The organism is Curtobacterium sp. MCSS17_011, from assembly GCF_003224275.1.
Taxonomy (GTDB): Bacteria; Actinomycetota; Actinomycetes; order Actinomycetales; family Microbacteriaceae; genus Curtobacterium.
Map to the genome: position 1 here is coordinate 1 of NZ_QKLE01000028.1, position 24,503 is coordinate 24,503.

Genomic DNA, 24,503 nt, shown 5'->3' on the forward strand with positions numbered 1-24,503 from the left:
AGATGTGTATAAGAGACAGGTCTGGCACGGTCCAACCCTGGCACACGGTGCCCGGAGCGGGCCTCGAAGTGGTCACCGGGCGTCGTGTACGGTGTCGCTCGAGACACGGGGTGCCGCATCCAGCGGCTGAGATCACACCCGTCGAACCTGCTCGAGCTCGTACTCGCGAAGGGATCGTCCATGGAGACCGCTGTGCCCTCCCCTGCCTGGGCCCACCGAACCGCCGAACTGCTCGAGGCCGTGCGTGCCCGGGCCCCGCTGGTGCAGTGCATCACGAACACCGTCGTGCAGAACGTCACGGCGAACGTGCTGCTCGCGCTCGGGGCCTCGCCCGCGATGGTCGACGTGCCGACCGAGGCGGGGCCGTTCGCCCGTGTCGCGGACGCCCTGCTGGTGAACACCGGTACCCCGCACGCCGAAGCGCGGGTCGCCGCGCTCGAGGCGGTGCACGCCGCTCGTGACGCGGGTACCCCGTGGGTCCTGGACCCGGTGGCCGTCGGCTCACTGCCGGTGCGGACCGCGCTGGCGCGCGACCTGCTCGCGTTGCGCCCGACGGTGCTGCGGGGCAACGCGTCCGAGGTGCTCGCCCTGCTCGGCGACTCGGCTGGTGGCCGCGGGGTCGACAGCACCGTGGGCACGGAGGACGCCCGGGTCGCGTCCGTCGCTGCGTCGGACGGGAGGCTCGTGGCCGCGGTGGCCGTGTCGGGTGCGGTCGACCTGCTGGTCGCGCCCGGCATCGGTGTGGTCCGGGTCGCGAACGGGACCGACCTGCTGACGCGGATCACCGGTGGCGGGTGCGCGCTCGGCGCGGTCGTCGCCGCGTTCACGTCGGTCTCGCCGGAGGACGCGGGGGCCGCTGCCGTCGCCGCCACCGCGGTGCACACGATCGCCGCCGAGCTCGCGGCGCGGGACGCCGGTGGACCGGGGACCTTCCAGCCGCTGTTCCTCGACCGGCTGGCGTCGCTGACGCCGGAGGACGTCGTCCGCGAAGCACGGATCACGGTCGAGACCGCACCCGCGGTCGACGCCCGGGCGGTGTCGGCGTGAGCGCGCGGCACGCGGCGGACTTCGGCGTGTACCTGGTGACCGACGGCACCCTGGCCGACCGGTACGGCATCGGGGTGCTCGGGGTCGTCCGTGCCGCCGTGCACGCCGGGGTCCGGATCGTGCAGGTGCGGGACAAGGACGCCTCCGCCCGCGACCTGCTGGCGCTCACCGCTGCCGTCGCCGACGCCGTCGGGGACCGCGCGACGGTGGTGGTCGACGACCGGCTCGACGTCGCCCTCGCCGCACGGCACGCGGGACACCGGGTCGCCGGCGTGCACCTCGGCCAGTCCGACGTCCCGGTCACCGCCGCCCGCGCGCTGCTCGGAGCGGACGCCCACGTGGGCCTCACCGCGAACACGCTCGCGCACCTGGCTGCCGTCGAGCGACTCCCCCGGGGCACCGTCGACCTGCTCGGCGTCGGGGTCGTGCACCCCACGGCGACGAAGGCCGACCACCCGCCGGCCCTCGGACACGACGGCTTCGCCCGGCTGGCCGCCGCCGCCGAGGTGCCGTGCGTGGCGATCGGTGGGGTGACGCTCGACGACGTCGTGCCGCTCCGGGCAGCCGGGGCCGCCGGGGTCGCGATCGTGTCGGGCATCTGCGCCGCGGCCGACCCCGGGTCCGCCGCGGCGGCGTACGTGGCCGCGTGGGGGCCTGGACCCGGCCACGATGCGGAGGCGCGGCCGTCGGGTGATGGCGCGCCCTTCCTCCAGGCCGACGCCACGAACCACGGGGCGGACGCATGAGCGTCCCACGGGTGCTGAGCATCGCCGGGACCGACCCGACGGGCGGGGCCGGGATGCAGGCGGACCTCAAGGCGATCGCCGCGCACGACGGGTACGGGATGGGGGTCGTGACAGCGCTCGTCGCGCAGAACACGCACGGGGTGCGGGCGGTGCACGTGCCGGACGTCGGGTTCCTGCGGGAGCAGCTCGACGCGGTGTCGGACGACGTCGTGGTCGACGCGGTGAAGATCGGGATGCTCGGCACCGCCGACGTCGTGCGGGTCGTGACGGACTGGCTGCGGGAGCACCGGCCGCCGGTGGTCGTCGTGGACCCGGTGATGGTGGCGACGAGTGGGGACCGGCTGCTCGACGCGGACGCGGCGTCGGCCATGGGGGCGTTGTTCGCGCTCGCCGACCTGGTGACGCCGAACCGTGCCGAGCTGGCGGTGTTGGCGGAGCTCGCCGGGTCGGGCGCGGCTGGTTCCGGTGCATCGTCGTCGTCGGCTTCGTCGCTGGCTGCGGCGCGTGCCGTGGCGGCGCGGTGGGACGTCCTGGTGCTGGCGAAGGGCGGGCACGACGAGGGGCCGACCTCCGACGACGTGCTCGTGGCGGCGGACGGAACCGTGCGGGTGTTCCGGGGTCCCCGGGTCGTGACGACGAACACGCACGGCACCGGGTGCTCGCTGTCGAGTGCGATCGCGACGCTCGCCGCGCGGCACGGCGACTGGGAACTCGCGGTCGGGGTGGCGAAGGACTGGCTGACGGCGGCCCTGCGCGGGGCGGATGCCCTGGCGGTCGGGAGCGGCAACGGTCCGGTCGACCACGGGGCGCAGGCGCGGGCAGCCCTGCCGGCGGTGTCGTACACGGACGTGTGGTGGGCGGATGCGGCGTCGGTGCTGCAGGAGACCATCGAGTGCGCGTTCCTGGTGGGACTGCGGGACGGGACGCTCGAGCCGGAGGTGTTCGCGGGGTACCTGGCGCAGGACGTCCACTACCTGCGGGCGTACGAGCGGCACCTGGCGGCGCTCGGCGTTGGTACCCCCGGTGCTGGTGCTGGCTCCGCTGCCGGTTCGGGTGAGGGTGTCGGTGCTGCTGCTGCGTTCTGGGCGGCTGCTGCGCAGGGGTGTGCCGACGAGGCCCGCGACCTGCACCACCGTCGGCTCGCCGGCTCGCACGCCGACGATCCCGTGCACCCCACGTGCGCCGGGTACCTCGCACACCTGCAGGAGGCCGCCGACTCCGGCTCCCCGGCGGTGCTCGCCGCCGCGGTGCTGCCGTGCTTCCGGGTCTACGCCTGGGTCGGGGCGCAGCTCGGCGTCGCTCCGGACGGGCACGCCTTCGCCGACTGGATCACGGCGTACGGGGACCCGGGCTTCGCGGCGTCGAGTGCCGAGGCCACCCGGCTCGTCGAGGAGCTGGCCCGTGCCGCGACGCCCGACGAGCGGGGGCGGATGGCGCGGGCGTTCCGGCGTTCGGCGGAGTGGGAGCTCGCGTTCTTCCGGATGCCGACGGAGGCACGCGGCGCCCGAGTCTCGCGCTGAGGGACGGTTCTCGGGCCGGCTCGCCCGAGAACTGTCCTCCGGGCCGAGTCTCGGCGGGGATCAGCGGGCGACCGGAGGCAGCCGCACCAGTTCGACGGACAGCTCGGGGCCGCTGACCGTGCCGCGCATCCAGGTGTGGTCGGGCTGGCGACGGCGGTCGGTCGGCGAGCCGGGGTTGAGCAGGCGCATCCCCGACGGCGCCACGGTGTCCCACGGGATGTGCGAGTGGCCGAAGACGAGCACGTCGGTGTCGGGGTACTCGGCGTCCATCCGCCGTTCCCGACCCGTCGAGGCGCCGGTCTCGTGCACCAGGGCGAAGCGCAGGTCCTCGACGCCGAACCGGGAGACGAGCGGCAGCCGGTCGTCGAACTCCGCACCGTCGTTGTTGCCCCGCACGCCCTCGAAGCGGCTGGACCGCGCCTGCACGGCGTCGAGGGTGGCCAGGTCGACCCAGTCCCCCGCGTGCACCACGAGGTCGGCGGCGACGATGTCGGCCCACAGCCCGGGCGGCAGGTCCTTCGCGCGCTTGGGCAGGTGCGTGTCGGACAGCAGGACGAACGACGTCGTCACGGCTCGGTGGGTGCCGGCATCGGGAGCCCGGCCTCGTCCGAGGCACCGAGGCGCTCCAGCAGCCCGGCGAGCAGTGCGATGTCGTCGTCGGACCAGTCGGCGAGCCGTTCGTCGAGCGCGTCGCGGTGCAGCTGCACCGACCGCTCGAGCGCTGCGCGGCCGGCGTCGGTCGCCTCGAGCGGCTTCGCGTTGCCGCTGCCGCCGTCGGTCGTCCGCACCAGCCCGGTAGCGAGGAGCCCGGACAGCTGCCGCGAGATCGTGGAGCGGTTCAGTCGCAGGTAGCGCGCGATGTCGATGGCCATGCAGCCCGGGTGCTGGACGACGAAGTCGACGAGGGACTGGTCGACGACGCTCAGGACCTGGTCCGAGCCACGGGCACGGATGCTCGCCCGACGGGTGATGCGGGCGAGCTCGGTGTACGCCCGGCTGATGTCGCTGTTCCGGACCTTGGAGCTCGGGTGGTCCATGGTGGCTCCAGCCTGTCTGTGCCGGCGCCGGCCGGCGGTCTTCTCGTCCCGTCACCATACCGGCGGGTACGCCTGATGTGGGGTCAGCGGGCGGCTGCCGCGGCCTGGAGCGCGGGGATGTCGAGCTTGATCATCTGCATCATCGCTTCGAAGACCCGGGCGTTGGCCTCCGGGTCGCCCGATCCGCTCATCAACTCCCCCAGCATCGACGGAGTCACCTGCCACGCCAGACCCCAGCGGTCGGTCAACCACCCGCACGCCATCGGGCTCCCGCCGTCGGCGAGCAGCGCGTCCCACAGGCGGTCGAGCTCGTCCTGCGTGTCCACGTCGATCTGGAACGACACCGCGTCGGTGTGCGGGTGGCCGGGGCCACCGTTCATCGCGCGGTACGGCTTGCCGAGCAGCGTGAACTCGACGACGAGGGCGCGGCCGTCGGGCATCCGGCTGACGCTGTCCACGCGGCTGTCCGGGAACAGCCCGACGTAGTACTCGGCTGCTTGCTCGGCCTGGTCGTCGTACCAGAGGAACGGGGTGATGGTGGGCACGAGAGCCCCTTCGTTCGGTGCTCAGTCCGCGGCGCTGCGGCTGAGCAGGTCGGCTTTCTCGGGATGCTCGTCGAACCACTTTCCGACGAACCAGCACATCGGCACGATGCGCTTCGTGGTCGACGACTCGACATCGGCGACGGCGAACTCGACGAGTTCGGCCGCGTAGCCGTGGCCGCGGTGCTTCGGGACCGTGTAGGTGTGCGGGAACGCTACCGCGTCACCGTTGACGCGGTAGTCCAGCACGCTCACGAGCTCGCCGTCGACGTACATCGCGTAGCGGTCCTGGTCGGTCTCGTCGCGGAACTCGTGGTCCATGCCCGCCATCATGCTCCCGGAAGGGCGTTCGTGCCGCCCGGGGAATGCACGACGTCGGGCAGCGTTGCAGGGACACCATGACAACCATCGGAATCATCGGCGCCGGCAACATCGGATCCCAGCTCGCACGACTCGCGGTACGGAACGGCCACCAGGTCGTCATCGCGAACTCCCGCGGCCCGGAGACCCTGACCGACCTGGTCACGGAACTCGGCGAGGGCGCACGCGCAGCGACCCGCGACGAGGCAGCCGCAGCGGGCGAGATCGTCGTCGTGACGGTACCGCTCGCCGCGATCGAGACGATCCCCGTCGAACCCCTCGTCGGCAAGGTCGTCATCGACACGAACAACTACTACTGGGAGCGCGACGGCCACATCGCCGCCCTCGACGACCAGTCCACGACCACCGCCGAGCTGCTGCAGGACCACCTGCCCGGCGCCCGCGTCGTGAAGGCGTTCAACCACATCGGCGCCGACGACCTGACCGGGCACGCGACAGCAGCGGGCACCCCCGAGCGTCGTGCCCTCGTCATCGCCGGCGACGACGAATCCGCCAAGCAGACCGTCGCCGAGCTCATCGACGGGTTCGGCTTCGACGTCGTCGACGCCGGACCGCTCGCCGAGGGCTGGCGCATCCAGCGGGACACCCCCGGCTACGGCCCGCGGATGACCGCCGCCGAACTGCGCGACGCCCTGGCCGCCGCGACGCGCTAGGTGCCGGGGGCTCCGCGCAGCACCGCCACACCGCCGCCGTTTCGCGCTGGGCGAGATCTCACGGGCTCCGCACCCCGCGACCTGTCGCTCAGCGCGAAAACGACCGACGTGAACCGCGCCCGTCCGCTCAGGCCCGGTCGAAGATCACCGTCATGTCCGCGATGTCGTCCTCGGTCGGCGTCCACGTCGTTCCCGCCTCGACGTTCTGCGTGATCTGCTCCGGCTTCGTCGCCCCGGCGATGACGCTCGACAGCCCCGGCTGCGCCAGCAACCACGCGAAAGTCGCCTGCAGCATCGTGACACCCCGGTCGTCACAGAACCGCTGGTAGTCCTCGAGGACGTCCCACGGGGCGTCCTCGAGCACCTGCGGCTTCGAGGTCGTCAGCCGTCCGTCGGCCGGACCGCCCGCCTTCGTGTACTTGCCCGTGAGCAGCCCGTTGTACAGCGGGAAGAACGGCAGGAACCCGAGCGCGTACGCCCGCACGGCCGGCAGGACCTCGGCCTCGGCATCCCGGGCGAGCGGGCTGTACTCGTTCTGCGCGGACACGAACGCGGTGGTGCCGGCGATCGACGCCGTCAACTCGGCCTCGGCGATCTGCCACCCCGCGAAGTTCGAGTGGCCGACGTACCGGATCTTGCCCTCGCGGACCAGGTCGTCGAGCACCGACAGGGTCTCCTCGATCGGTGTCACGTCGTCGGGCCGGTGCATCTGGTACAGGTCGATCCAGTCCGTACCGAGGCGGCGAAGCGACGACTCGACCGCGAGCCGCACGTACCGGCGGGACCCGCGGACGCCCCAGTCCGGGCCGTTCGCGCCCTGCATGTCCATACCGAACTTGGTGGCGAGGACGATCTCGTCGCGGCGGCCGCGGATCGAGCGTCCGAGCATCTCCTCGGACATGCCTGGCACGCCGCCGTAGATGTCGGCGGTGTCGAAGAGCGTCACCCCGGCGTCCAGGGCGGCGGCGACGACTGCGTCGGTGCCCTCCTGCGACTCGGACGCGGTGCCCCGCCGCCCGAAGTTGTTGCAGCCGAGGCCGACGGTGGAGACGACGAGCCCCGAGGGGCCCAGGGGACGGTGTTCGATTCCGGTCATCACCCGACCGTACCGGCGACCCCGAACTGGGGCTGCGATCCACACAGCGGTTGCCGCTACAACTGAGCGTGGATCAGTCGACGGAAGGAGCGCCGCAGTGGCAGCGCATCGCATGCCCGAATCGGACCGGCCCCGTCGGCCCGTACCGGCCTGGGTGACCGCGCCGCCCGTCGACGAGGTCGCGCCCGAGCGGGTCGCCGCCGTCGGTCACGTGAACGCCCCTGACCGGGAGGCCCGCCCCGCCCCCGCCTCGCCACGCGCCGCCCACGCGGCGCCGGTCCCACCGACCACGGTCACCCCGGCCGTGAGCGCGTCGGTTGCCGACCCGGCGGCCGAGAACGCGCAGACCCCCGAGCCCGCATCGATCGCCGCCCTCGTCGAGGCCGACGCCCCGGTGCCGGACTTCCCGCCGCAGCACGACCTGCTGCCCCCGGCACCGACGTCGCCGAACGTGCACACCGTGCCGTTCGAGAACCCGGCGGTGCCGCCGTCGTCGGTCGTCGCCGCGTCGGGGCTCGTGGTGCCGGTCTCCCCGGTCGCCGCTGCACCCGCGTCGGCGGACGCCACCCCGCTCGTCGCACCGCTGACGACTCCGGCACCGGATGCCGCCCCGGCCGCGCCTGCCGTGCCCGTCGCCGGACAGCCCCGGTTCTCGGTACCCGGGCTCGAGCACGTGGTCGTCGAGGGCACCGAACCCGAGCCCGTCGGCCCGATCGGCTACCGGACACCCCGACGCTTCGCCCACCAGCAGGCCGCCGCACGATCGGTCGCTCCTGCACCCGCTCCCGCACCCGCACGGTCGTTCGACGCCGTGCTGCACCCGGCACCGTCCGCAGTCGCGACCACGGCCGTGGTCGCACCCGCCCCGGTGCCGCAGGGTGCTGGCGGGGGCGAGGCGGGCCTCCCGACCGAACTGCTCGACCAGCCCGTGGCCGCAGTCGCCACGCCGGAGCCACGCCGCGCGCTCGGCGCGACCGCCGGTGCGGTGCTCGGTGCCGTCGCCGGGATCGCGACGATCGGTCTGGCGGCCTGGTGGTTCACCGCTCCCGCGATCGTGCACGGTGTCGGCGTGGTGCTCGGACTGCTCGCGCTGCTGCTCTCGATCGTGGCCCTGCGCGACCGGACGGCCACGTGGCAGCGGCCCGTCGGGCTGCTCGGTGCCGTGCTCGGTGGTGTCGGCACGGTCGTGCTGCTGTGGGCGGTCGCTGCGGCGCTGCTGCCGCTCGCGGGGGTGACGCTGCCGGACGTCACGGGGAGCGGCACGACTCCGACACTCGCCCCGTAGCGCAGCGAGCGCTCAGACGCCGTCGTCTCGGCAGGACGCCGCGTCGACGTCGAGACGCCCCCGAAAGTCGCGGCGTCTCGACGTCGACGCGGTGTCGAGACAACACGCCGGCGTCTTGCTACAGGCACCAGCCCGAACACGCCGGCGTCTCGCCGTCGATGCATGAGCTCAGACGGCGCGGACGACCCCGCGGGACAGGATCGCGTTCGTCAGGGCGTCGATCGGCTCCCGCTGCACCGTCGGGTTCGCGATGAGGACGTAGTCGACCGCGGGCAGGTCCGGCAGCCCGAGCCGCTGCGACACCTTCACCAGGTCCGCCGGGATCAACGAGTGCGGGAACACCGCCACACCGATGCCCGCTCGCACCGCGGCGAGCACCCCGTTGACGTCACGGGTGTTGCAGGTGATCCGCCAGGTGCGGCCGGCCGCCTCGAGGGCGTCGATCGCCATCTGCCGGCTGATGCTCGGCGCCTGGTAGGCGATGAGCGGCACGGGTTCGCCGGGTTCCAGGGCGATGCCGTCCTGCGCCATCCACACCATCTGGTCGGTGGCGACCCGGGTGCCCTCGGCGGACGCCCCCGCCGTCTGCTTGATGAACACCAGGTCGAGTTGCCCGGCGTGCACCCGGCGGAGCAGCGGCGACGACTGGTTCACCGTGAGCTCGAGGTTCACCTGCGGGTGCAGCCGTCGGAAGTCCCGCAGGATCCGGGGCAGCTGGGTGATGGCGAGGTCGTCCGCAGCCCCGAACCGGAGCCGTCCGCGGGTGGCGGCGCCGGAGAAGTAGGCGTCAGCGGTGGCGTGCGCGGCGAGGATCGTCCGGGCGAACCCGGCCATCGCGTCCCCGTTGTCGGTCAGCGCGACGCCGCGGGTGTCGCGGGCGACCAGGGTGCGCGACACCGCTGTCTCGAGCCGCCGCACGTGCTGCGACACCGTCGGCTGGCTGATGCCGAGCCGGGAGCCGGCCTGCGTGAAGCTGCCGGTCTCGGCGACGGCCAGGAACGTCTGCAGCAGGACCGGATCGAGCACGGGCACCTCGTTCGTTCGCGCGGCCGTTCGCGCGGTCATTCGACATCGCAATGGAGTGATAACCACCATAGGGGCATCGAATGACCGGGGACCACGTAGTTTCGTTGGGGTACCAGATCCACCCCGACGTCCGGAGAACCCCGCACCGTGAGCGCGTCACCGACGACCCTCCCCCCGCCCACCGAACCGCTCCCGATCCAGGCCACGCGCCCGCCGTGGCGCCACACGCTCATCGCCCTGTCCGTGCCGAACTTCCGGCTGTTCACCGCGACGAACCTCGTGGCGATGACCGCCGGGTGGATGCAGCGCATCGCCCAGGACTGGCTCGTGCTGCAGCTCACCGGCTCGGTCGCGCAGGTCGGCATCACGGTGGCGTGCCAGTTCGCGCCGATGCTGCTGTTCGGGCTCCTCGGCGGCGTCCTGGTCGACCGGTTCTCGAAGCGTGCGCTCATGATGATCACGCAGGGCGCCTTCGCGGTGCTGTCCGCACTGCTCGCCGTCCTGACGCTCGCCGGCGTCGTCGAAGCGTGGCACATCTGGGTGATCGCGTTCCTGGTCGGCATGGTCACCGTCATCGACAACCCGGCGCGCCAGGTGTTCGTCACCGAGATCGTCGGGCACAAGCACCTGCGGAACGCCATCAGCGTGAACTCGTCGGTGTTCCAGCTGGGCGGGATGATCGGTCCGGCGCTGTCCGGAGCACTGCTCGTCGCGGTCGGCGCCGGCTGGTCGTTCGGCGTGAACGCGATCGCCTGCGTCGCCGTCGTGGTGACGCTCGGCTTCCTCAAGGTCTCCGAACTCCACCGCACGCCCTCGGCTCCGCGTGGCAAGGGACAGCTGGTGGAGGGCCTCCGCTACGCCGTGCACAAGCCGACGATCATCGTGCCGGTGATCCTCGTGGCGTTCTTCTCGGTGTTCGCGCTGACGATGCCCGTGCTGCTGTCCGCCTTCGCGTCACAGGTGTACGACGTCGGTGCCGGCGGCTACGGCGTGTTCAACTCCGCCGTCGCGATCGGAGCGCTCGTCGGCGCGCTGTTGTCGACCCGCCGGGCCGTGGTGCGGCTCCGGACCATCGTCGGCGGGGTCTTCTGGACGGGCGTGCTGCTCGTCGTCTCCGGATCGATCCCGGCGATCGCACCCTTCACCGTCGCGCTCGTGGCGGTGGGGATGTCGCAGCTGCTGTTCCAGACGGCGTCGAACTCGCTCGTGCAGTTGTCGTCGAACGTGGCGATCCGCGGCCGGGTGATGTCGCTCTACGTCCTGGTGCTGCTCGGTGGGCAGGCAATCGGCGGGCCGCTGATGGGTCAGGTCGTCGACCGCTTCGGGGCGCACGTGGGGATGATGGTCGCCGGCGGCGTGCCGGCCGCTGCGGCCGCGGTGATCGCGCTCGTGCTCGCCCGCCGTGGCGGCCTGCACCTGGCGGTGCGGATGCGCCACCACCTGCCGGTGCCGGCGATCGTCGCGCACTAGCGGGGGCACTGGTGGTGACCACCCGCCGGACTGGAGGCCCGTGGCGGCCCCGTCCCGCGCCTCCCGTCCGCCCGCTGGTCGCGTGGGGTGGTGCGGGGTGGTGCGCAAAACACCGGTGTCCACGCTCGACGCCGCGGGATCCCGCGGTGTGTTGCGCGAACACCGGTGTCCCGCGAGGGGCGGTGCCTCAGTAGGCGACGCCGAAGCGCGTCTGGTGGTGTGCCGGGGTGACGATCTCGTCGACGAAGGCGATCGCGTAGTCGGCGCCGGAGATGTCCGAGTTGCCCTCGGCGTCGGCGAGCAGGACCTCGTCGGAGACGCGGTAGGTGCCGCGACGTTCGCCCGGGTTGTAGCTGCCGAAGGCCGCGGCGGGGCTCACGTAGAACCAGTCGACCTCGGTGCCCGAGGCGCGGAGGGCGTCGAGGATCTGCGCGTGGCTCGTCGCCTCGCCCTTGAAGGCGTCCGGGAAGCCGTCGGTGTCGAAGACGCGGGGGCCGTCCTCGGACACGCGCATCGAACCGGCACCGCCGACGATGCCGAGACGGGCACCGGCTGCGGCGGCGGCATCGACGAAGTGCTGGAACCTGTCCTTCAGCTCGCTGCCGTCCGCCTGCACGGCGTGGAGCGAGACGATGACGACGTCGGCACCCTTCGTGACCTCGGAGACGAAGTCGGCGTCGAATGCGTCACCCTGCGCCAGGGTCAGGCCCTCGGCCGGCTCGAGCTTGCTCGTGTCGCGCGCCACCGCGGTGACGGTGATGCCGCGGGAGAGTGCCTCGTGGGTGATGGCGGAGCCGGCGTAGCCGGTGCCTCCGAAGACGACGATGTTGGTCATGGTGTTCCCTTCGTGGACGTCACGGGCGTCGGTGACGTTGACAGTCACCGTACAAGAGTTACTCTCTTTCAGTAAGTAGGCACCTGGCGGTGCGTTGCGGAGGACACCATGTCAGCACTCGAGTACAGCCCCTACGCGGCGGACTGCCCCAGCCGGCAGCTGCTCGACCGGATCGGCGACCGTTGGAGCGTGCTGACGATCGGCGCCCTCGCCGACGGTCCCGCACGGTACTCGGCGGTGGCGGCCCGGGTGCAGGGGGTCTCGCAGAAGATGCTCACCCAGACGCTGCGGGCGCTCGAACGCGACGGCATGGTGACGCGGACGGTGTTCCCCGAGATCCCGCCGCACGTGGAGTACGAACTGACCGAGCTCGGGCGGTCGCTGCGCACGGTGCTCGTGCCGCTGGAGGACTGGGCCACCTCGCACATGCCCGACGTCGCCGAGGCGCGCGAGGGGTACGACGCGCGCTGAGGCGTGGCGCGGGCGGGCGCGAGCGGGGCGCGCGGCGCGCGGGCTTGGTGAGCAGAAACGGTCGGGTCCGAGGATCGCAAGCGACACCTTCTGCTCACGATGTGGCCCAGCGTCCCCCGCACTCGGAATCCCCGACGGCGACGAGTGGTTGCCTGGGGACATGCGATCGATCGTCTACACGAAGCCCGGTGCCAGCAGCGTCCTCGAACTCGTCGAGCGGGAGATCCCGGAGCCCGGTGCCGGTGAGGTCCGCGTCCGCGTCGTCGTCTCCGGCGTCAACCCGACCGACTGGAAGGCCCGCGCCGGCGGCACCTACGGGGACGGGCTGCCGTTCCCCGAGATCACGCCGAACCAGGACGGCGCAGGCGTCGTCGACGCCGTCGGTCCCGGAGTCGAACGGCTGACCGTCGGCGACCGCGTCTGGCTGTTCATGGCGGCGGCGTCACGGCCGACCGGCACCGCGCAGGAGTACACGGTCGTGCCCGAGTCGCGCGTGGTCCCGCTGCCCGATGGCGTCTCGTTCGACGTCGGCGCCTCGCTCGGCGTCCCCGCGATGACGGCGCACCGGGCCCTCACCACGCACGAGGACGGCCCCGCACGCCTGAGCCCCGGAGCCCTCGACGGCTTCACCGTGCTCGTCGCCGGGGGCGCCGGTGCCGTGGGGCACGCCGCGATCCAGCTCGCCCGCTGGGCCGGAGCGACCGTCATCACGACGATCAGCTCGGACGCGAAGGCGGCACTGGCGACTGCGGCCGGCGCCCACCACGTCGTGAACTACCGCGAAGAGGACGCCGCCGAGCGCATCCGGTCGATCGCGCCGGACGGTGTCGACATCGTCGTCGAGGTGTCGATCCCACAGAACGCCGCGCTGGTCGCCGACGTGCTGGCGAACCACGGCGTCGTGTCGATCTACGCGAACAACGGCGGTGACGAGGCGAGCCTGCCGATCCGCCCGAACATGAGCGTGAACGCCCGCTACCAGTTCCTGCTGCTCTACACGATCGGCGACGAGGCGCTGTCCGCGGCGGCCGAGGACCTCACCGAGGCGCTGCACGACGGCGTGCTGCCGGTCGGCGAGGACGCCGGTCTCCCGCTCACCCGGTTCGCGCTCGAGCAGACCGCCCAGGCGCACGACGCGGTCGAGCAGGACACGGTCGGCAAGGTGCTCATCGACGTGACCGAGGCGCGGTAGCCGCGACACCGGATCCGGCTCGGCCTCCGCAGACGACGAACGGCCCCCGCGCACGCGTGGGGGCCGTTCGTCGTGGACGATGCGGGAGGGGTCAGCGACCCAGACGCGCAGCGATGGCTGCGGTGACCCGGAGCCGGGCTGCAGCGCGCTCGCGTTCGATGTTGGCGGCGATGACGTCGAGGTCTTCGTAGTCGGCGTCGGTGGTGGTGTCGTTCCAGTTCGGCGAGGAGATCCGGGCACGCCCGAACGACGGCGGAGCAGGGTTCACGGTCGTCATGGGGGCATCGTACGTCGAGCGTCCGACAGAGCGTGTGAGCATCACGGGCCTTTCCTTGGATTGCGGTCGCGCTCGGGGAACGAGTAGGTCAGCGAGAACGCGACGGCCATGAACGACGCCATCATCGCGATGTTCTTGGCGTCGAGTTCGGTGAAGGCGTCGGGGACCGGGGAGTCGACGGTGAGCATGCCGAACGAGTACTGGTCGGACCGGATCACCACCGAGACGTACGAGGTGTACCGCGGTTCGAAGCCCGGCAGGTCCTGGTCGACGTCCACATCGGCGGAGCGGTCACCGACGATCCGGGGTGATCCCCCGACCAGCACCCACTCGAGGTTGCGGTCGCCGTAGGGCGTGCCCGCGCGGAAGACCCCGGCGGTGTCGCCGGCGCCACCGTGACCGATCGGCTCGAGCGCCCGCAGGTCGGTGGACAGCTGGTACACGTTCGCGCGGACGTCGGGCACCTTCGGCAGCAGGTAGAACGCCAGGGCCACGGCGACGCGGTCGGCGACGACCGAGAGTTCGCCGTGGCGATCGGACCGGGGCAGCTCGGTGAACCGGACGAGCCGGGTGGCGATCTGGCCGAACGCGTACCGGACCGCTGTCGACTGCTCGAGCTCTGCCGCGGTGGCGTTGTCCTCGGCCACCGACCGTGCGGCGTCGCTGCGCCGGGTCCGGACCACCTGCACCGTCACGGCGCCGACGAGCACGACGAGCCCGAACGCGACGAGCGACAGTCGGACCGCCGGCGTGACGAACAGGTTCGGCAGCTGGAACGCCGCGGTGGGCGCAGCGGCCACCACGATCGGCCACACGACCGTGCCGACCCGTCCTGAACGCTGTTGCCCCATGACCACGACGCTAGGTCACGCCACCGACGCGGACGGAGTTGTCCACAGGCGGGTTCTCCACAGGACGTGTCGGCCTCCACCGGCCCGTCGCACGCAGCTGGTAAGCAGGACCCATGACCGACGTCAGCACGCCCGTTCCCGGATCCAGAGCCCTCGTCCTCGGTGGCGGAGGTGTCGCCGGCATCGCGTGGGAAGTCGGTGTCCTCGTCGCCCTGCAGGAAGCCGGCGTCGACCTCGACGCCGCCGACCTCGTCGTCGGCACCAGCGCCGGCAGCGTCGTCGGCGCGTTCGTCCGAAACGGTGCCGTCCAGCAGGCCTACGACCAGCAGCACACCCCGGCGCCGACCACCTACGAAGAGCCGGCCCCCATCGACGTCGAAGCCGTGCAGCAGCACGTCGGCGCGGCACTGCAGGGGGCGACCAGCGAGCAGGACGCCCGAGCTCGACTCGGCCAGGCCGCCCAGCAGGTCGTCGGTGGGCAGAGCGACGACGAGCGCACGGCGACCTTCGGTGAGACGCTCCCGTCCACCGAGTGGCCGGACAAGCCGCTCGCCGTCACGGCGGTCGACGCCACCGACGGCTCCTTCCGCCTCCTGACGGCCGCGGACGGCGTCCCGCTCCCCCGCGCCGTCGCCGCCAGCTGCTCGGTTCCCTTCGTCTGGACCCCCGTCGCCATCGACGGCCGCCCCCACGTCGACGGTGGCGTCCGCTCCGGCACCAACGCCGACACAGCCGCCGGGTACGAGCGGGTGCTCGTCATCGCCTGCGGTCCCGAGGGGCCGTCGCCGTGCGGACCGTGGGTCGACGTCGCCGTCGAATCACTGCGGGCCGGTGGTTCGTCGGTCGAGGTCGTCGTGGCGGACAGCGCGTCCCAGCAGGCCTTCGGCACGAACTCGCTCTCGCTCGCCACGCAGGCGCCGTCGGCCGAGGCCGGCCACGCCCAGGGCACCGCGGTCGCCGAGCAGGTCGCCGCCTTCTGGGCCGAGGACCTGGCGAGCGTGCACGCATGAGCACCCGGTTCTCCGACCTCGACCAGTACATCGCGCTCCCCCGCGTCGACGGCATCGACATCAGCCCTGACGGCACCCGCGTCGCGCTGACGGTCAGTGCGCTCGACCCGGACGCCACCGGGTACCGCCGATCGATCTGGCAGGTGCCCGTGACGCCGACCGCCGACACCGCCGCGCGCCCGGTCCGTCTGACCCGCTCCGCCAAGGGCGAGGGCGGCATCGCGTTCACCCGCGCCGGCGACCTGCTCTTCGTCTCCGCCCGGCCCGACGCCGACGCCGCCGACCTCGAGGCCGCCCAGCTCTGGGTGCTGCCCGCGACCGGTGGCGAGGCCCGTCCGCTCACCCGCCTGGCCGGGGGCGTCGGTGGGGTCCTCGCCACCGCAGCCTCGTCGGACGTCGTCGCGCTGACCGCCGACCTGCTGCCGGGCGCCGGCTCCGACCCGGCCACCGTGCTCGAGGCCGACGCGGAGCTCCGGAGGACCCGGAAGGACAAGCAGGTCCGCGCGATCCTGCACGAGACCTACCCGGTCCGGTACTGGGACCACGACCTGGGCCCGGCACAGACCCACGTCCTCACGCTCGACACAGCCGCCAGCGACGCCGCGGACGTCGGCGGCGACCCCGCCCGACCCCTCGACCGCACGCCGGCACCGGGCCGCTCGCTCGACCACGTCAGCGGAGCGCTCACGCCCGACGGATCGGTCCTGCTGGCATCCGTCGGCGTCCGGGAGGCCCGTGGAGACCGCTCGACGCTCGTCACCATCGACCTGTCCACCGGCCACCGCACGGTGCTGTTCGACGACGTCGACGTCGACCACGAGATGCCGGCACTCAGCCACGACGGCCGGACGATCGCCTGGGTCCGAACCGTCCGCTCCACCCCGGCCGGCGCGAACCAGCAAGAGGTATGGGTCGCCGGCATCGACGGCTCCGACGCCCGCCGCATCGCGACCGACTGGGACCGCTGGCCGAGCGAGCTCGTGTTCGAGCACGGCGACCGAGCCCTCCTCGCCGTCGCCGACCAGGACGGCCGCGCACCGGTCTTCCGCATCCCCCTCGACGGCGGAGCCGTCGAGCAGCTGACGCACGACGACTGGGCGTACTCGAGCCTGCGCGTGGCGGGGGCGACGGGCGTGGTCGTGGCGCTCCGGGCCTCCTGGGCAGCACCGATGCACCCCGTCCGGATCGCGACCGACGGCACGGTGACCCCGCTGGCGACGCCGGCGCCCCTGCCGGACGTGCCCGCCCACTTGGAAGAGGTCGAGACGACCGCAGCCGACGGCGCCCGCGTGCGCGGTTGGCTCGTCGTGCCCGAGCGCGACGGGCCGCACCCGCTCGTCCTGTGGATCCACGGCGGACCGCTCAACTCGTGGAACCAGTGGTCGTGGCGGTGGAACCCGATGCTGCTCGCGGCCCGCGGGTACGCCGTGCTGCTGCCCGACCCCGCACTGTCGACCGGCTACGGACTCGACTTCGTGAACCGCGGCTGGAACGCCTGGGGGCAGGCGCCCTACACCGACCTGATGGCGATCACCGACGCCGCCGAGGCCCGCGGGGACATCGACGCGAGCCGCACCGCCGCGATGGGCGGCTCGTTCGGCGGGTACATGGCGAACTGGGTCGCCGGACACACCGACCGGTTCCGCGCGATCGTCACCCACGCCAGCCTGTGGGCGCTCGACCAGTTCAACGGCACGACGGACATGTCGCAGTACTGGTCCTCGATCTTCGACGCCGACGGGATCGCGGCGAACGATCCGCACCGGTTCGTGGCCGACATCACGTCACCGATGCTCGTGATCCACGGCGACAAGGACTACCGGGTGCCGATCGGCGAGGGGCTGCGGCTCTGGTCCGAGCTCGCGGAGCACCACGCGGCGCCGGATGGCTCGATGCCGCACCGGTTCCTGTACTTCCCGGACGAGAACCACTGGGTGCTCGCTCCGCAGCACGCGGTGGTCTGGTACGAGACGGTGTTCGCGTTCCTCGGGCAGCACGTGCTCGACCAGGAGTGGGAGCGGCCGGCGCTGCTCGGGTAGCGCAAGTGGGCCGCAAGACACCGGTGTTCGCGCAACGAACCCCTCGATGCGGGTGTGCAACGCACGAACACCGGTGTTCAGCGGAGGCGGCGGGCCGTCAGACGAACGCGGCCTGCCCGGTGATCGCCCGCCCGACGATCAGGGTGTTGACCTCGCGCGTGCCCTCGTACGAGTAGATCGCCTCGGCATCCGCGAAGAACCGGGCCACCCCCTTGTCGAGCACGATGCCGTTGCCGCCCTGCACCTCGCGGCACCAGGCGACGGTCTCCCGCATCTTCGCGGTGGCGAACGCCTTGGCCATCGCGGAGTGCTCGTCGCCACCGACCCCGGCGTCCTGCATGGCCGAGGCCTGGGTGCACAGTGCGATCGAGGCCGTGATGTTCGACAGCGACTTGACGAGCAGGTCCTGGACGAGCTGGTGTGCGGCGATCGGCTTGCCGAACTGGATCCGCTCGCGGGCGTAGGCCAGCGCGGCCTCGTACGCCCCCACCGCGATGCCGACGGCCTGCCAGGCGACCTCGGTGCGGGTCAGTCGGAGCACCTCGGCGGTCGAGCGGAACGAGGTGGCGTTCTGCAGCCGACGCGACTCGGGCACGCGGACATCCCGCATGACGATGTCGGCGTTCTGCACGCCGCGCAGTGCGATCTTGTCCTCGATCTTGGTCGCGGTGAAGCCCGCGGTGTCCGTGGTGACGAGGAAGCCCTTGACCTGGCCGTCGGCGACGTCCTTCGCCCAGATCACGACGACGTCGGCGAAGGTGGCGTTGCCGATCCAGCGCTTCTCGCCGTCGAGCACCCACTCGTCGCCCTCGCGCCGAGCGGTGGTGCGCAGGCCCTTCGCCGAGTCACTGCCCGAGTACGGCTCGGTCAGCCCGAAGGCCCCGACGATCTCACCCGTGGCCATCCGCGGCAGCCACTCGCGCTGCTGCTCCTCGCTGCCGGCGACCGCGATCGAGTTCATCGCCAGGCCGGACTGCACGCCGATGAAGGTGGCGACGCTCGCGTCCACGCGTCCGAGTTCGAGGGCCGCCCAGCCGCGGTACACGGCCGAGTTCTCGAACTGCCGCACGAGCGGGACGCCCGGTCCGTACATGCCGAGCTCGGCGAGCGGCGCGATCACCTGCATCGGGAACTCGGCGCGCGCCCAGTACTCGTCGGCGATCGGCCGGACCTCGCGCTCGAGGTACTGCCGGAGCTGCCCGAGCGACGCGCGCTCCTGCTCCGTGAGCTGCTGCTGGAAGCCGTAGAAGTCCGATTCGAGCTGGGGCGTCGCGGGCATCGTCGTTGACATGGGAACCACGATGCATCATTCTCGAAAACGTTGCAAGAGAGGATCGCGTGTACACATCGGACTCTGCGCTGCGCGCTTTCCGGGAGGCCCGTCACACCTTCATCGCCGGCTCACGGATCGACATGGGCGCGTTGGCCGCGTCGCTCGGCGTCGACCGCACGTCGCTGTTCCGCTGGGTCGGCAACCGTGACCGGTTGCTGTCCGAGATCCTGTGGTCCCTCGCAGTCCCGACCCTCGACGGGGCCACCCACGCCGCCGAAGCGGTCGGGGCGACCGGAGCAGCGCGGCTCGTCGTCGTGCTCGACCGGTTCACCGCCGACCTCATCGACGCCCCGTACTTCCGGGCGTTCCTGACCCGCGAACCCGCCCGGGCGATGCGTCTGCTCACCACCTCGGACAGCGACGTGCAGAGCCGGTTCGTCGCCCGGGTGACCACACTCATCGAGCAACAGGAGTCGTCGGGTACGTTCGATCCGGCACCGTTGTCGGCTGAGGAGCTCGCGCGGCTGCTCGTCCGGATCTCCGAGTCGTTCACCTACGCCGAGTTCATCTCCGGTGAGACCCCTGATCCCGACCGGGCCCGCGCGGCGTTCGAGTACGTCCTGCGGCCCGACGCGGTGCACGCCACACCCGCACCGATCGGAGACCGATGACCATCGACGAGTACCCGTTCCGCCGGACCTACCCCACCAGGTGGAACGACAACGACATGTTCGGGCACGTCAACAACACGATCTACTACTCGGCGATGGACAACGCGTCGACGTACTGGTTCCGCGAGGTCGCCGGGCTCGACCCGTTCTCGTCTGAGTGGATCGCCGTGCTGGTGTCGTCGAGCTGCCGGTTCGTCGAGTCCGCCGTCTGGCCGGACGTCATCGAGGTCGGCATGCGCTCGAAGCGCCTCGGCAACACGAGCCTGTCGTGGGACTTCGGCCTGTTCCGGCAGTCCGACGGCGCCCTGCTCGCCACCGGCGAGTTCGTGCACGTCATCATCGACCGCGAAGGTGCCCGCCGTCCGATCCCCCTGCCCACCGAGCTCCGCGAGCTCGTGACCGGCTCGATGGTCGCGCAGCAACCCGCCGTGGCCGACTGACCAGGACCCTCCGCACAACCGAAGTGCCCCCGAACCCCGCGATCGCGCGGTTCGGGGGCACTTCGGCTGTGCAAGCGGCGCTGGACCCGAACGCCGGCACCGCAGTCCGGGGTCAGATCAGGTCGTCGGTCAGGTGGTTGGGCGTACCGAAGCGGTGCGCCGTGATCGACACCGCCTGCTCGCGGACGAACGGCAGCATCTCGAGCCGCCCGGCCTCGGTCACGGGGCCGCCGTAGACCGCGACGTCCGGACGACCACCGACGGCCGAGTACAGCGCCGAGGTGTCGCCACCGATGAGCCGCACCCGCGTCGACGGACCCGAGTCGACCGAGCTCGCGAAGGCCTCGTCGGAGACCGTCTGCGACAGCGACCGGACGATCGGCAGTGAACGGATCGCCGAGGCGACGGACGACGGCAGGGTCGCGGCCGTGGAGACCTCGATCGTCGTGCCGGCCCGGAGCGCAGCGGCGACGACGCGGACGAGCTCGACCGTCGAGGCGTCCGCGTCAGCGTCCGAGTCGGCAACCGCGGCCAGCCGCACCTGCACCGACGGGAACGGCAGGTACCGGGCGATGTTCCGCTCGGCGGAGAGCTCCGACACGTCGGTCGCGGTGCCGAACAGCGTCGACCACGCCTGCTCGTCGGACGCCAGCGCACGGTCGAGCATCGGCGACGCGACCTCGGCAGCCCGGGCGAACGCCGAGACCGGACCCGACACGGCGACACCGGACGCAGCGCCCGCCGGTGCAGGTGTCCACGACCCGAGCCCGAGCAGGTAGTTCAGCCCACCGGCCTTCGTGCCGGCACCCACGGCCGACTTCTTCCACCCGCCGAACGGCTGGCGTCGGACGATGGCACCGGTGATGCCACGGTTGACGTAGAGGTTGCCCGCCTGGATCCGCGACAGCCACGTGCCGATCTCGGCCGGGTCGAGCGAGTGCAGGCCCGAGGTCAGGCCGTAGTCGACCTCGTTCACGATGTCGATCGCCTCGTCGAGGGAGCCGGCGGTCATCATGCCGAGGATCGGGCCGAAGTACTCGGTGCGGTGGAAGTCCGAACCACGGCGGACGCCCTGTCGGACGCCGGGGCTCCAGAGCTTGCCGGTCTCGTCGAGCTGCTTCGGCTCGACGGCCCAGGACTCCCCCGCGCCGAGCTTCGTCAGGCCGTCGAGCAGCTTGCCCGAGGCCGGCTCGATGACCGGGCCCATCTGGGTCGCCGCGTCGGTCGGGTAGCCGACCGTGAGCGAGGACACGGCGTCGAGCAACTGGTTCCGGAACCGCTTCGACTTCGCGACCGAGCCGACCATGACGACGAGGGACGCGGCCGAGCACTTCTGGCCCGCGTGCCCGAACGCGGACGCGACGACGTCCTTCACGGCGAGGTCGAGGTCGGACGACGGCGTGACGATCACGGCGTTCTTGCCCGAGGTCTCGGCGAGCAGCGGCAGGTCGGGGCGGAACGAGCGGAAGAGCTCGGCCGTCTCGTACGCGCCGGTGAGGATGACCTGGTCGACCATCGGGGACGCGATGAGCTGCTGCCCGAGGTCGCTCTCCGACACCTGCAGGAACGCGAGCACGTCGGCCGGGGCGCCGTGGGCGTCGAGCGCGGTCTCGATGATCGAAGCGAGCACGGCACCGGAGCGCTCGGCGGGCGGCGCGGGCTTCAGCACGACGGCCGACCCGGCTGCCAGCGCGGCGAGGGTGGACCCGGCGGGGATCGCGACGGGGAAGTTCCACGGCGGCGCGACCAGCGTCAGCTCGGCCGGGGTGAACGTCGCTCCGTCGACCTCGTCGAGCGACGACGCCAGGGTGCCGTAGAAGTGCGCGAAGTCGATCGCCTCGGACACCTCGGGGTCGGCCTGGTCGATGGTCTTGCCGGTCTCCGACGCCATCACCTCGATGAGGGCGGCGCGGTTCGCCTCGAGCGCGTCGCCGACGGCGTGCAGCACGGCGCCACGCGCACCACCGGACCAGGTCCCCCAGACCGCACCGGCGGCCTTGGCTCGGCCGAGCGCGGTGTCGAGCGCCGTGTCGGAGTCGACCCGGGCCTCCTGGACGGCACGGACGCCGAGCGTCGACGAGGCGACCCGTGCGGTGATGGCGTCGCCCCAGGCGCGGACGGCGCCGACCGAGGGGTCGCTGTCCGGGGTGTTCTCGAAGTGGCCGGGGCCGGGGCGGCCGACCGCGGCGTAGCGGTCGGCGACACGGTGGGATGCCGGCGCCTCGAGGCCCTCGGGCGTCGCAAGCGGCACCAGGGAGGCGCGGAAGCGCTCCTCTTCGCGGGCGAACAGCGGCGGGGACGAGACGAGCGAGAAGACGGCGGACATGAAGTTGTCCTGCGATGCCCCCTCTTCGAGGCGACGGATCAGGTAGGCGATCGCGACGTCGAACTCGCCCGGGTGGACGACCGGCGTGTAGAGCAGCAACGAACCGACGGTGTTCTTCACGGCCGACGCCTGCCCCTGCGCCATGCCGAGCAGCATCTCGAACTCGATGCCGTCCCGCACGCCGCGTTCGCCGGCGAGCAGCCAGGCGTGGGCGACGTCGAACAGGTTGTGCCCGGCGACGCCGACCCGCACGTTCTCGATCCGCTGCGGCGTGAGCGCCCAGTCGAGCACGCGCTTGTAGTTGGTGTCCGAGTCCTGCTTGGTGTGCCAGGTGGCGAGCGGCCAGCCGTGGACCGAGGCCTCGACCTGCTCCATCGGCAGGTTCGCACCCTTCACCAGTCGGACCTTGATGCCGGCACCGCCACGGGCGCGGCGGGCGGCCGACCACTCCTGCAGCTCCTGCATCGCGGCGAGCGCGTCGGGCAGGTACGCCTGCAGCACGATGCCGGCTTCGAGTCCGAGGAACTCCGGCTCGTCGAGGAGCTTCGTGAAGACCGCGATCGTGAGGTCGAGGTCCTTGTACTCCTCCATGTCGAGGTTGATGAACTTGGCCGGGCTGGCGGCTGCGGCACGCTGGAAGAGCGGTCGCAGCTGCTCGACGATGTCGTCCACCGCGTGGCCGAACGCCCACGGCGAGTGCGGGTGCACCGTCGAGGACACCTTGATGGAGACGTAGTCGACGTCGTCGCGGGACAGGAGCTTGTGCGTGCCCTCGAGACGGCGGGCGGCTTCGCGCTCGCCCAGCACGGCCTCACCGAGCAGGTTGACGTTGAGGCGGACGCCGTCGCGCTTGATCCCGGCGATGGCCGGGCCGAGCTTGGAGTCGGTGGCGTCGACGATCAGGTGGCCGACCATGTTGCGGAGGACCCGTCGGGCGATGGGGACGACGACGTTCGGCAGCACCGGGGCCATGCCGCCACCGAGCCGGACGAGACCGCGGAGCGCGGCGGGCAGGAACCCGGGGGCGTCCGGGGCGATCTGGCGGAGCTTGCGGGCGGCGACGGCGAGGTCTTCCGGTCGCACGACCCCGTCGACGAACCCGACGGCGAAGTCGAGACCGGCGGGGTCGGCGAGCACGCCGGCGAGCTGCTTCGCGGAGCCGTCGACCGGGTAGGACTCGGCCTCGGCGAGCCACTGTCGGACGAGCGCGACGGACTGGTCCGCCAGGGCGTCGTGGTCGATGGCGGAGTCCTCGTGCAGCGTCGTCATGGGTTCAGTGTGGAGGTGCGGGATGCGGTAGCGGAAGTGAGCGTTCCTGATGGATACCGTTCAGTTGCGCTACCGTTCCGGTCGTGACCCGGCTAGCGTCGGACCATGCTCGACGTCCGCCGTCTCGTGCTCCTCCGTGAGCTGTCCATCCGCGGCACGATCGCGGCCGTCGCCGAGGCGGTGAACTTCACCCCGTCGGCGGTCTCGCAGCAGCTGAGCGCCCTGGAGCGGGAGGCCGGCGTGCAGCTCCTCCGCAAGGCCGGGCGTCGGCTCCAGCTCACCCCGCAGGCCGAGGTGCTGGTGGCCGCGGCGGGCCAGGTGCTCGACGTCCTCGAGCACGCGCAGTCGCAGGTCGAGGACACCCTGTCGTCCGTGCAGGGCCGCGTGCGGGTCGCCGTGTTCCAGTCCGCGGCGCTCGCCCTGATGCCGAGCGCCCTGCACGACATGGCCACGGAACACCCCGACGTCCGGGTCGAGATGGTGCAGCGGGAACCCGAGACCGCACTGAACGAGACGTGGGCTCGTGACTTCGACATGGTCATCGCGGAGCAGTACCCAGCGCATGCCGCACCGCACCTGCCCGGGCTCGACCGTTCCGACCTGACGACCGACGCGGTCCGGCTCGCGCTGCCCCCGCTCGACACGGCGCTGCGTCCGGTGTCGTCGCTCGAGGACGCCCGCGCCATGCCCTGGGTGATGGAACCCCGCGGGACCGCGTCGCGGCACTTCGCCGAGCAGGTCTGTCGGCGCTGGGGTTTCGAGCCCGACGTCCGGTACGAGACCGCCGACCTGCAGACGCAGATCCGCCTGGTCGAGTCGGGCAACGCGGTGAGCCTGATGCCGGACTTGATGTGGACCGGCCGGACGACGACCTGCCGACTGCTCGAGCTGCCGGATCATCCTCGGCGCACGATCTTCACCGTGGTGCGGTCCGCGGGGTCGTCGTCCCCGGCGGTCCGCGCACTCCGCGACGCGCTCGAGCGTGCGGCGGCAGCCGTCGGCGACTGATCCGCCAGCGCGCACGCCATCCAGCGCCGTGACCGGAT

At 72.1% G+C, this 24,503-nt stretch carries 24 protein-coding genes and 1 riboswitch; of the genes, 13 read left to right on the plus strand and 11 right to left on the minus strand.

What is annotated here, in order from left to right:
- The first annotated feature begins 96 nt into the window (after positions 1 to 96).
- A riboswitch (TPP riboswitch) is annotated at positions 97 to 192 on the plus strand.
- The 3 genes from thiM (at position 181) to DEJ17_RS14790 (ending at position 3,313) form a co-directional block, all read left to right on the plus strand.
- On the plus strand, positions 181 to 1,047 hold the full coding sequence (gene thiM / locus DEJ17_RS14785) for a hydroxyethylthiazole kinase (RefSeq protein WP_181421225.1): 867 nt from the start codon (positions 181 to 183) through the stop codon (positions 1,045 to 1,047). (Overlaps the previous riboswitch by 12 nt.)
- Positions 1,044 to 1,793, plus strand: a complete 750-nt coding sequence (thiE, locus tag DEJ17_RS18110) for a thiamine phosphate synthase (RefSeq protein ID WP_258366836.1) — start codon at positions 1,044 to 1,046, stop codon at positions 1,791 to 1,793. Before thiM ends, thiE begins: the two co-directional genes overlap by 4 nt.
- Entirely contained in the window at positions 1,790 to 3,313 is a 1,524-nt protein-coding gene (locus DEJ17_RS14790) for a bifunctional hydroxymethylpyrimidine kinase/phosphomethylpyrimidine kinase (protein WP_258366838.1), read from the plus strand. Before thiE ends, DEJ17_RS14790 begins: the two co-directional genes overlap by 4 nt.
- Positions 3,314 to 3,373: 60 nt before the next feature.
- On the opposite strand, the gene DEJ17_RS14795 is transcribed toward DEJ17_RS14790, so the two are convergent.
- The 4 genes from DEJ17_RS14795 to DEJ17_RS14810 all read right to left on the minus strand — a co-directional run bounded on the left by DEJ17_RS14795 (position 3,374) and on the right by DEJ17_RS14810 (position 5,213).
- Complete coding sequence (locus tag DEJ17_RS14795; RefSeq protein WP_110894949.1) at positions 3,374 to 3,883, minus strand: metallophosphoesterase; 510 nt, start codon at positions 3,881 to 3,883, stop codon at positions 3,374 to 3,376.
- Positions 3,880 to 4,350, minus strand: coding sequence for a MarR family winged helix-turn-helix transcriptional regulator (locus tag DEJ17_RS14800; protein WP_110894950.1), 471 nt, complete (start codon positions 4,348 to 4,350; stop codon positions 3,880 to 3,882). The genes DEJ17_RS14795 and DEJ17_RS14800 overlap by 4 nt, the downstream gene beginning before the upstream one ends.
- 83 nt (positions 4,351 to 4,433) lie before the next feature.
- Positions 4,434 to 4,895 (minus strand): VOC family protein, encoded by a 462-nt coding sequence (locus DEJ17_RS14805; protein WP_110894951.1) that lies wholly within the window; start codon positions 4,893 to 4,895, stop codon positions 4,434 to 4,436.
- A 21-nt stretch (positions 4,896 to 4,916) separates the two neighbouring features.
- A complete protein-coding gene (locus tag DEJ17_RS14810) occupies positions 4,917 to 5,213 on the minus strand; it encodes a GNAT family N-acetyltransferase (RefSeq protein ID WP_110894991.1) in 297 nt (98 codons plus the stop codon).
- A 77-nt stretch (positions 5,214 to 5,290) separates the two neighbouring features.
- Here DEJ17_RS14810 and DEJ17_RS14815 point away from each other — a divergent pair, with 77 nt between their 5' ends.
- The gene (locus DEJ17_RS14815) at positions 5,291 to 5,926 is read left to right on the plus strand and encodes an NADPH-dependent F420 reductase (protein ID WP_110894952.1); all 636 of its coding nucleotides are present in this window, start codon (positions 5,291 to 5,293) and stop codon (positions 5,924 to 5,926) included.
- A gap of 127 nt (positions 5,927 to 6,053) precedes the next feature.
- On the opposite strand, the gene DEJ17_RS14820 is transcribed toward DEJ17_RS14815, so the two are convergent.
- Complete coding sequence (locus tag DEJ17_RS14820; RefSeq protein WP_110894953.1) at positions 6,054 to 7,022, minus strand: aldo/keto reductase; 969 nt, start codon at positions 7,020 to 7,022, stop codon at positions 6,054 to 6,056.
- Positions 7,023 to 7,119: 97 nt separating this feature from the next.
- On the opposite strand from DEJ17_RS14820, the gene DEJ17_RS14825 reads away from it, so the two are divergent.
- Positions 7,120 to 8,307, plus strand: a complete 1,188-nt coding sequence (locus tag DEJ17_RS14825; protein ID WP_146239733.1) for a hypothetical protein — start codon at positions 7,120 to 7,122, stop codon at positions 8,305 to 8,307.
- 168 nt (positions 8,308 to 8,475) lie between these two features.
- On the opposite strand, the gene DEJ17_RS14830 is transcribed toward DEJ17_RS14825, so the two are convergent.
- The gene (locus DEJ17_RS14830; protein ID WP_110894992.1) at positions 8,476 to 9,333 is read right to left on the minus strand and encodes a LysR substrate-binding domain-containing protein; all 858 of its coding nucleotides are present in this window, start codon (positions 9,331 to 9,333) and stop codon (positions 8,476 to 8,478) included.
- A gap of 147 nt (positions 9,334 to 9,480) precedes the next feature.
- Here DEJ17_RS14830 and DEJ17_RS14835 point away from each other — a divergent pair, with 147 nt between their 5' ends.
- Positions 9,481 to 10,803, plus strand: coding sequence for an MFS transporter (locus tag DEJ17_RS14835; RefSeq protein ID WP_110894955.1), 1,323 nt, complete (start codon positions 9,481 to 9,483; stop codon positions 10,801 to 10,803).
- Between the two features lie 187 nt (positions 10,804 to 10,990).
- On the opposite strand, the gene DEJ17_RS14840 is transcribed toward DEJ17_RS14835, so the two are convergent.
- The gene (locus DEJ17_RS14840; RefSeq protein WP_110894993.1) at positions 10,991 to 11,638 is read right to left on the minus strand and encodes an NAD(P)-dependent oxidoreductase; all 648 of its coding nucleotides are present in this window, start codon (positions 11,636 to 11,638) and stop codon (positions 10,991 to 10,993) included.
- A gap of 108 nt (positions 11,639 to 11,746) precedes the next feature.
- Between DEJ17_RS14840 and DEJ17_RS14845 the strand changes: the two genes are divergently transcribed.
- Both DEJ17_RS14845 and DEJ17_RS14850 read left to right on the plus strand, forming a co-directional pair.
- Positions 11,747 to 12,109, plus strand: coding sequence for a helix-turn-helix domain-containing protein (locus tag DEJ17_RS14845; protein WP_071247254.1), 363 nt, complete (start codon positions 11,747 to 11,749; stop codon positions 12,107 to 12,109).
- A gap of 160 nt (positions 12,110 to 12,269) precedes the next feature.
- A complete protein-coding gene (locus DEJ17_RS14850) occupies positions 12,270 to 13,301 on the plus strand; it encodes an NADPH:quinone reductase (RefSeq protein ID WP_110894956.1) in 1,032 nt (343 codons plus the stop codon).
- A gap of 91 nt (positions 13,302 to 13,392) precedes the next feature.
- On the opposite strand, the gene DEJ17_RS14855 is transcribed toward DEJ17_RS14850, so the two are convergent.
- Positions 13,393 to 13,578 (minus strand): hypothetical protein, encoded by a 186-nt coding sequence (locus tag DEJ17_RS14855; RefSeq protein WP_111093138.1) that lies wholly within the window; start codon positions 13,576 to 13,578, stop codon positions 13,393 to 13,395.
- A gap of 41 nt (positions 13,579 to 13,619) precedes the next feature.
- A complete protein-coding gene (locus DEJ17_RS14860) occupies positions 13,620 to 14,429 on the minus strand; it encodes a GAF domain-containing protein (protein WP_111236062.1) in 810 nt (269 codons plus the stop codon).
- A 113-nt stretch (positions 14,430 to 14,542) separates the two neighbouring features.
- Between DEJ17_RS14860 and DEJ17_RS14865 the strand changes: the two genes are divergently transcribed.
- Together DEJ17_RS14865 and DEJ17_RS14870 are read left to right on the plus strand one after the other, a co-directional pair.
- A complete protein-coding gene (locus tag DEJ17_RS14865; RefSeq protein ID WP_110894958.1) occupies positions 14,543 to 15,439 on the plus strand; it encodes a patatin-like phospholipase family protein in 897 nt (298 codons plus the stop codon).
- A complete protein-coding gene (locus DEJ17_RS14870; protein WP_110894959.1) occupies positions 15,436 to 17,478 on the plus strand; it encodes an alpha/beta fold hydrolase in 2,043 nt (680 codons plus the stop codon). The genes DEJ17_RS14865 and DEJ17_RS14870 overlap by 4 nt, the downstream gene beginning before the upstream one ends.
- A 97-nt stretch (positions 17,479 to 17,575) precedes the next feature.
- Here the strand turns inward: DEJ17_RS14870 and DEJ17_RS14875 are convergent, their stop codons facing one another.
- A complete protein-coding gene (locus DEJ17_RS14875; RefSeq protein WP_110894960.1) occupies positions 17,576 to 18,757 on the minus strand; it encodes an acyl-CoA dehydrogenase family protein in 1,182 nt (393 codons plus the stop codon).
- 59 nt (positions 18,758 to 18,816) lie between these two features.
- Between DEJ17_RS14875 and DEJ17_RS14880 the strand changes: the two genes are divergently transcribed.
- Positions 18,817 to 19,422: a QsdR family transcriptional regulator gene (locus tag DEJ17_RS14880; protein WP_110894961.1), complete on the plus strand. Its 606-nt coding sequence runs from the start codon at positions 18,817 to 18,819 to the stop codon at positions 19,420 to 19,422.
- Positions 19,419 to 19,862, plus strand: a complete 444-nt coding sequence (locus tag DEJ17_RS14885; protein ID WP_110894962.1) for a thioesterase family protein — start codon at positions 19,419 to 19,421, stop codon at positions 19,860 to 19,862. Before DEJ17_RS14880 ends, DEJ17_RS14885 begins: the two co-directional genes overlap by 4 nt.
- A 112-nt stretch (positions 19,863 to 19,974) precedes the next feature.
- On the opposite strand, the gene DEJ17_RS14890 is transcribed toward DEJ17_RS14885, so the two are convergent.
- Positions 19,975 to 23,457: a bifunctional proline dehydrogenase/L-glutamate gamma-semialdehyde dehydrogenase gene (locus DEJ17_RS14890; RefSeq protein WP_110894963.1), complete on the minus strand. Its 3,483-nt coding sequence runs from the start codon at positions 23,455 to 23,457 to the stop codon at positions 19,975 to 19,977.
- A gap of 105 nt (positions 23,458 to 23,562) precedes the next feature.
- Here DEJ17_RS14890 and DEJ17_RS14895 point away from each other — a divergent pair, with 105 nt between their 5' ends.
- Positions 23,563 to 24,465 carry a LysR substrate-binding domain-containing protein gene (locus DEJ17_RS14895; protein WP_110894964.1) on the plus strand — a complete coding sequence of 301 codons (903 nt, stop codon included), beginning with the start codon at positions 23,563 to 23,565 and terminating at the stop codon, positions 24,463 to 24,465.
- Positions 24,466 to 24,503 lie beyond the last annotated feature (38 nt).

Coding starts and splice junctions, on each gene's coding strand:
- thiM (WP_181421225.1), top strand. CDS start 181: ATGGAGACCGCTGTGCCCTCCCCTGCCTGGGCCCACCGAACCGCCGAA.
- DEJ17_RS14790 (WP_258366838.1), top strand. CDS start 1,790: ATGAGCGTCCCACGGGTGCTGAGCATCGCCGGGACCGACCCGACGGGC.
- DEJ17_RS14800 (WP_110894950.1), bottom strand. CDS start 4,350: ATGGACCACCCGAGCTCCAAGGTCCGGAACAGCGACATCAGCCGGGCG.
- DEJ17_RS14810 (WP_110894991.1), bottom strand. CDS start 5,213: ATGGACCACGAGTTCCGCGACGAGACCGACCAGGACCGCTACGCGATG.
- DEJ17_RS14815 (WP_110894952.1), top strand. CDS start 5,291: ATGACAACCATCGGAATCATCGGCGCCGGCAACATCGGATCCCAGCTC.
- DEJ17_RS14820 (WP_110894953.1), bottom strand. CDS start 7,022: ATGACCGGAATCGAACACCGTCCCCTGGGCCCCTCGGGGCTCGTCGTC.
- DEJ17_RS14840 (WP_110894993.1), bottom strand. CDS start 11,638: ATGACCAACATCGTCGTCTTCGGAGGCACCGGCTACGCCGGCTCCGCC.
- DEJ17_RS14845 (WP_071247254.1), top strand. CDS start 11,747: ATGTCAGCACTCGAGTACAGCCCCTACGCGGCGGACTGCCCCAGCCGG.
- DEJ17_RS14850 (WP_110894956.1), top strand. CDS start 12,270: ATGCGATCGATCGTCTACACGAAGCCCGGTGCCAGCAGCGTCCTCGAA.
- DEJ17_RS14855 (WP_111093138.1), bottom strand. CDS start 13,578: ATGACGACCGTGAACCCTGCTCCGCCGTCGTTCGGGCGTGCCCGGATC.
- DEJ17_RS14860 (WP_111236062.1), bottom strand. CDS start 14,429: ATGGGGCAACAGCGTTCAGGACGGGTCGGCACGGTCGTGTGGCCGATC.
- DEJ17_RS14865 (WP_110894958.1), top strand. CDS start 14,543: ATGACCGACGTCAGCACGCCCGTTCCCGGATCCAGAGCCCTCGTCCTC.
- DEJ17_RS14870 (WP_110894959.1), top strand. CDS start 15,436: ATGAGCACCCGGTTCTCCGACCTCGACCAGTACATCGCGCTCCCCCGC.
- DEJ17_RS14875 (WP_110894960.1), bottom strand. CDS start 18,757: ATGCCCGCGACGCCCCAGCTCGAATCGGACTTCTACGGCTTCCAGCAG.
- DEJ17_RS14885 (WP_110894962.1), top strand. CDS start 19,419: ATGACCATCGACGAGTACCCGTTCCGCCGGACCTACCCCACCAGGTGG.
- DEJ17_RS14890 (WP_110894963.1), bottom strand. CDS start 23,457: ATGACGACGCTGCACGAGGACTCCGCCATCGACCACGACGCCCTGGCG.
- DEJ17_RS14895 (WP_110894964.1), top strand. CDS start 23,563: ATGCTCGACGTCCGCCGTCTCGTGCTCCTCCGTGAGCTGTCCATCCGC.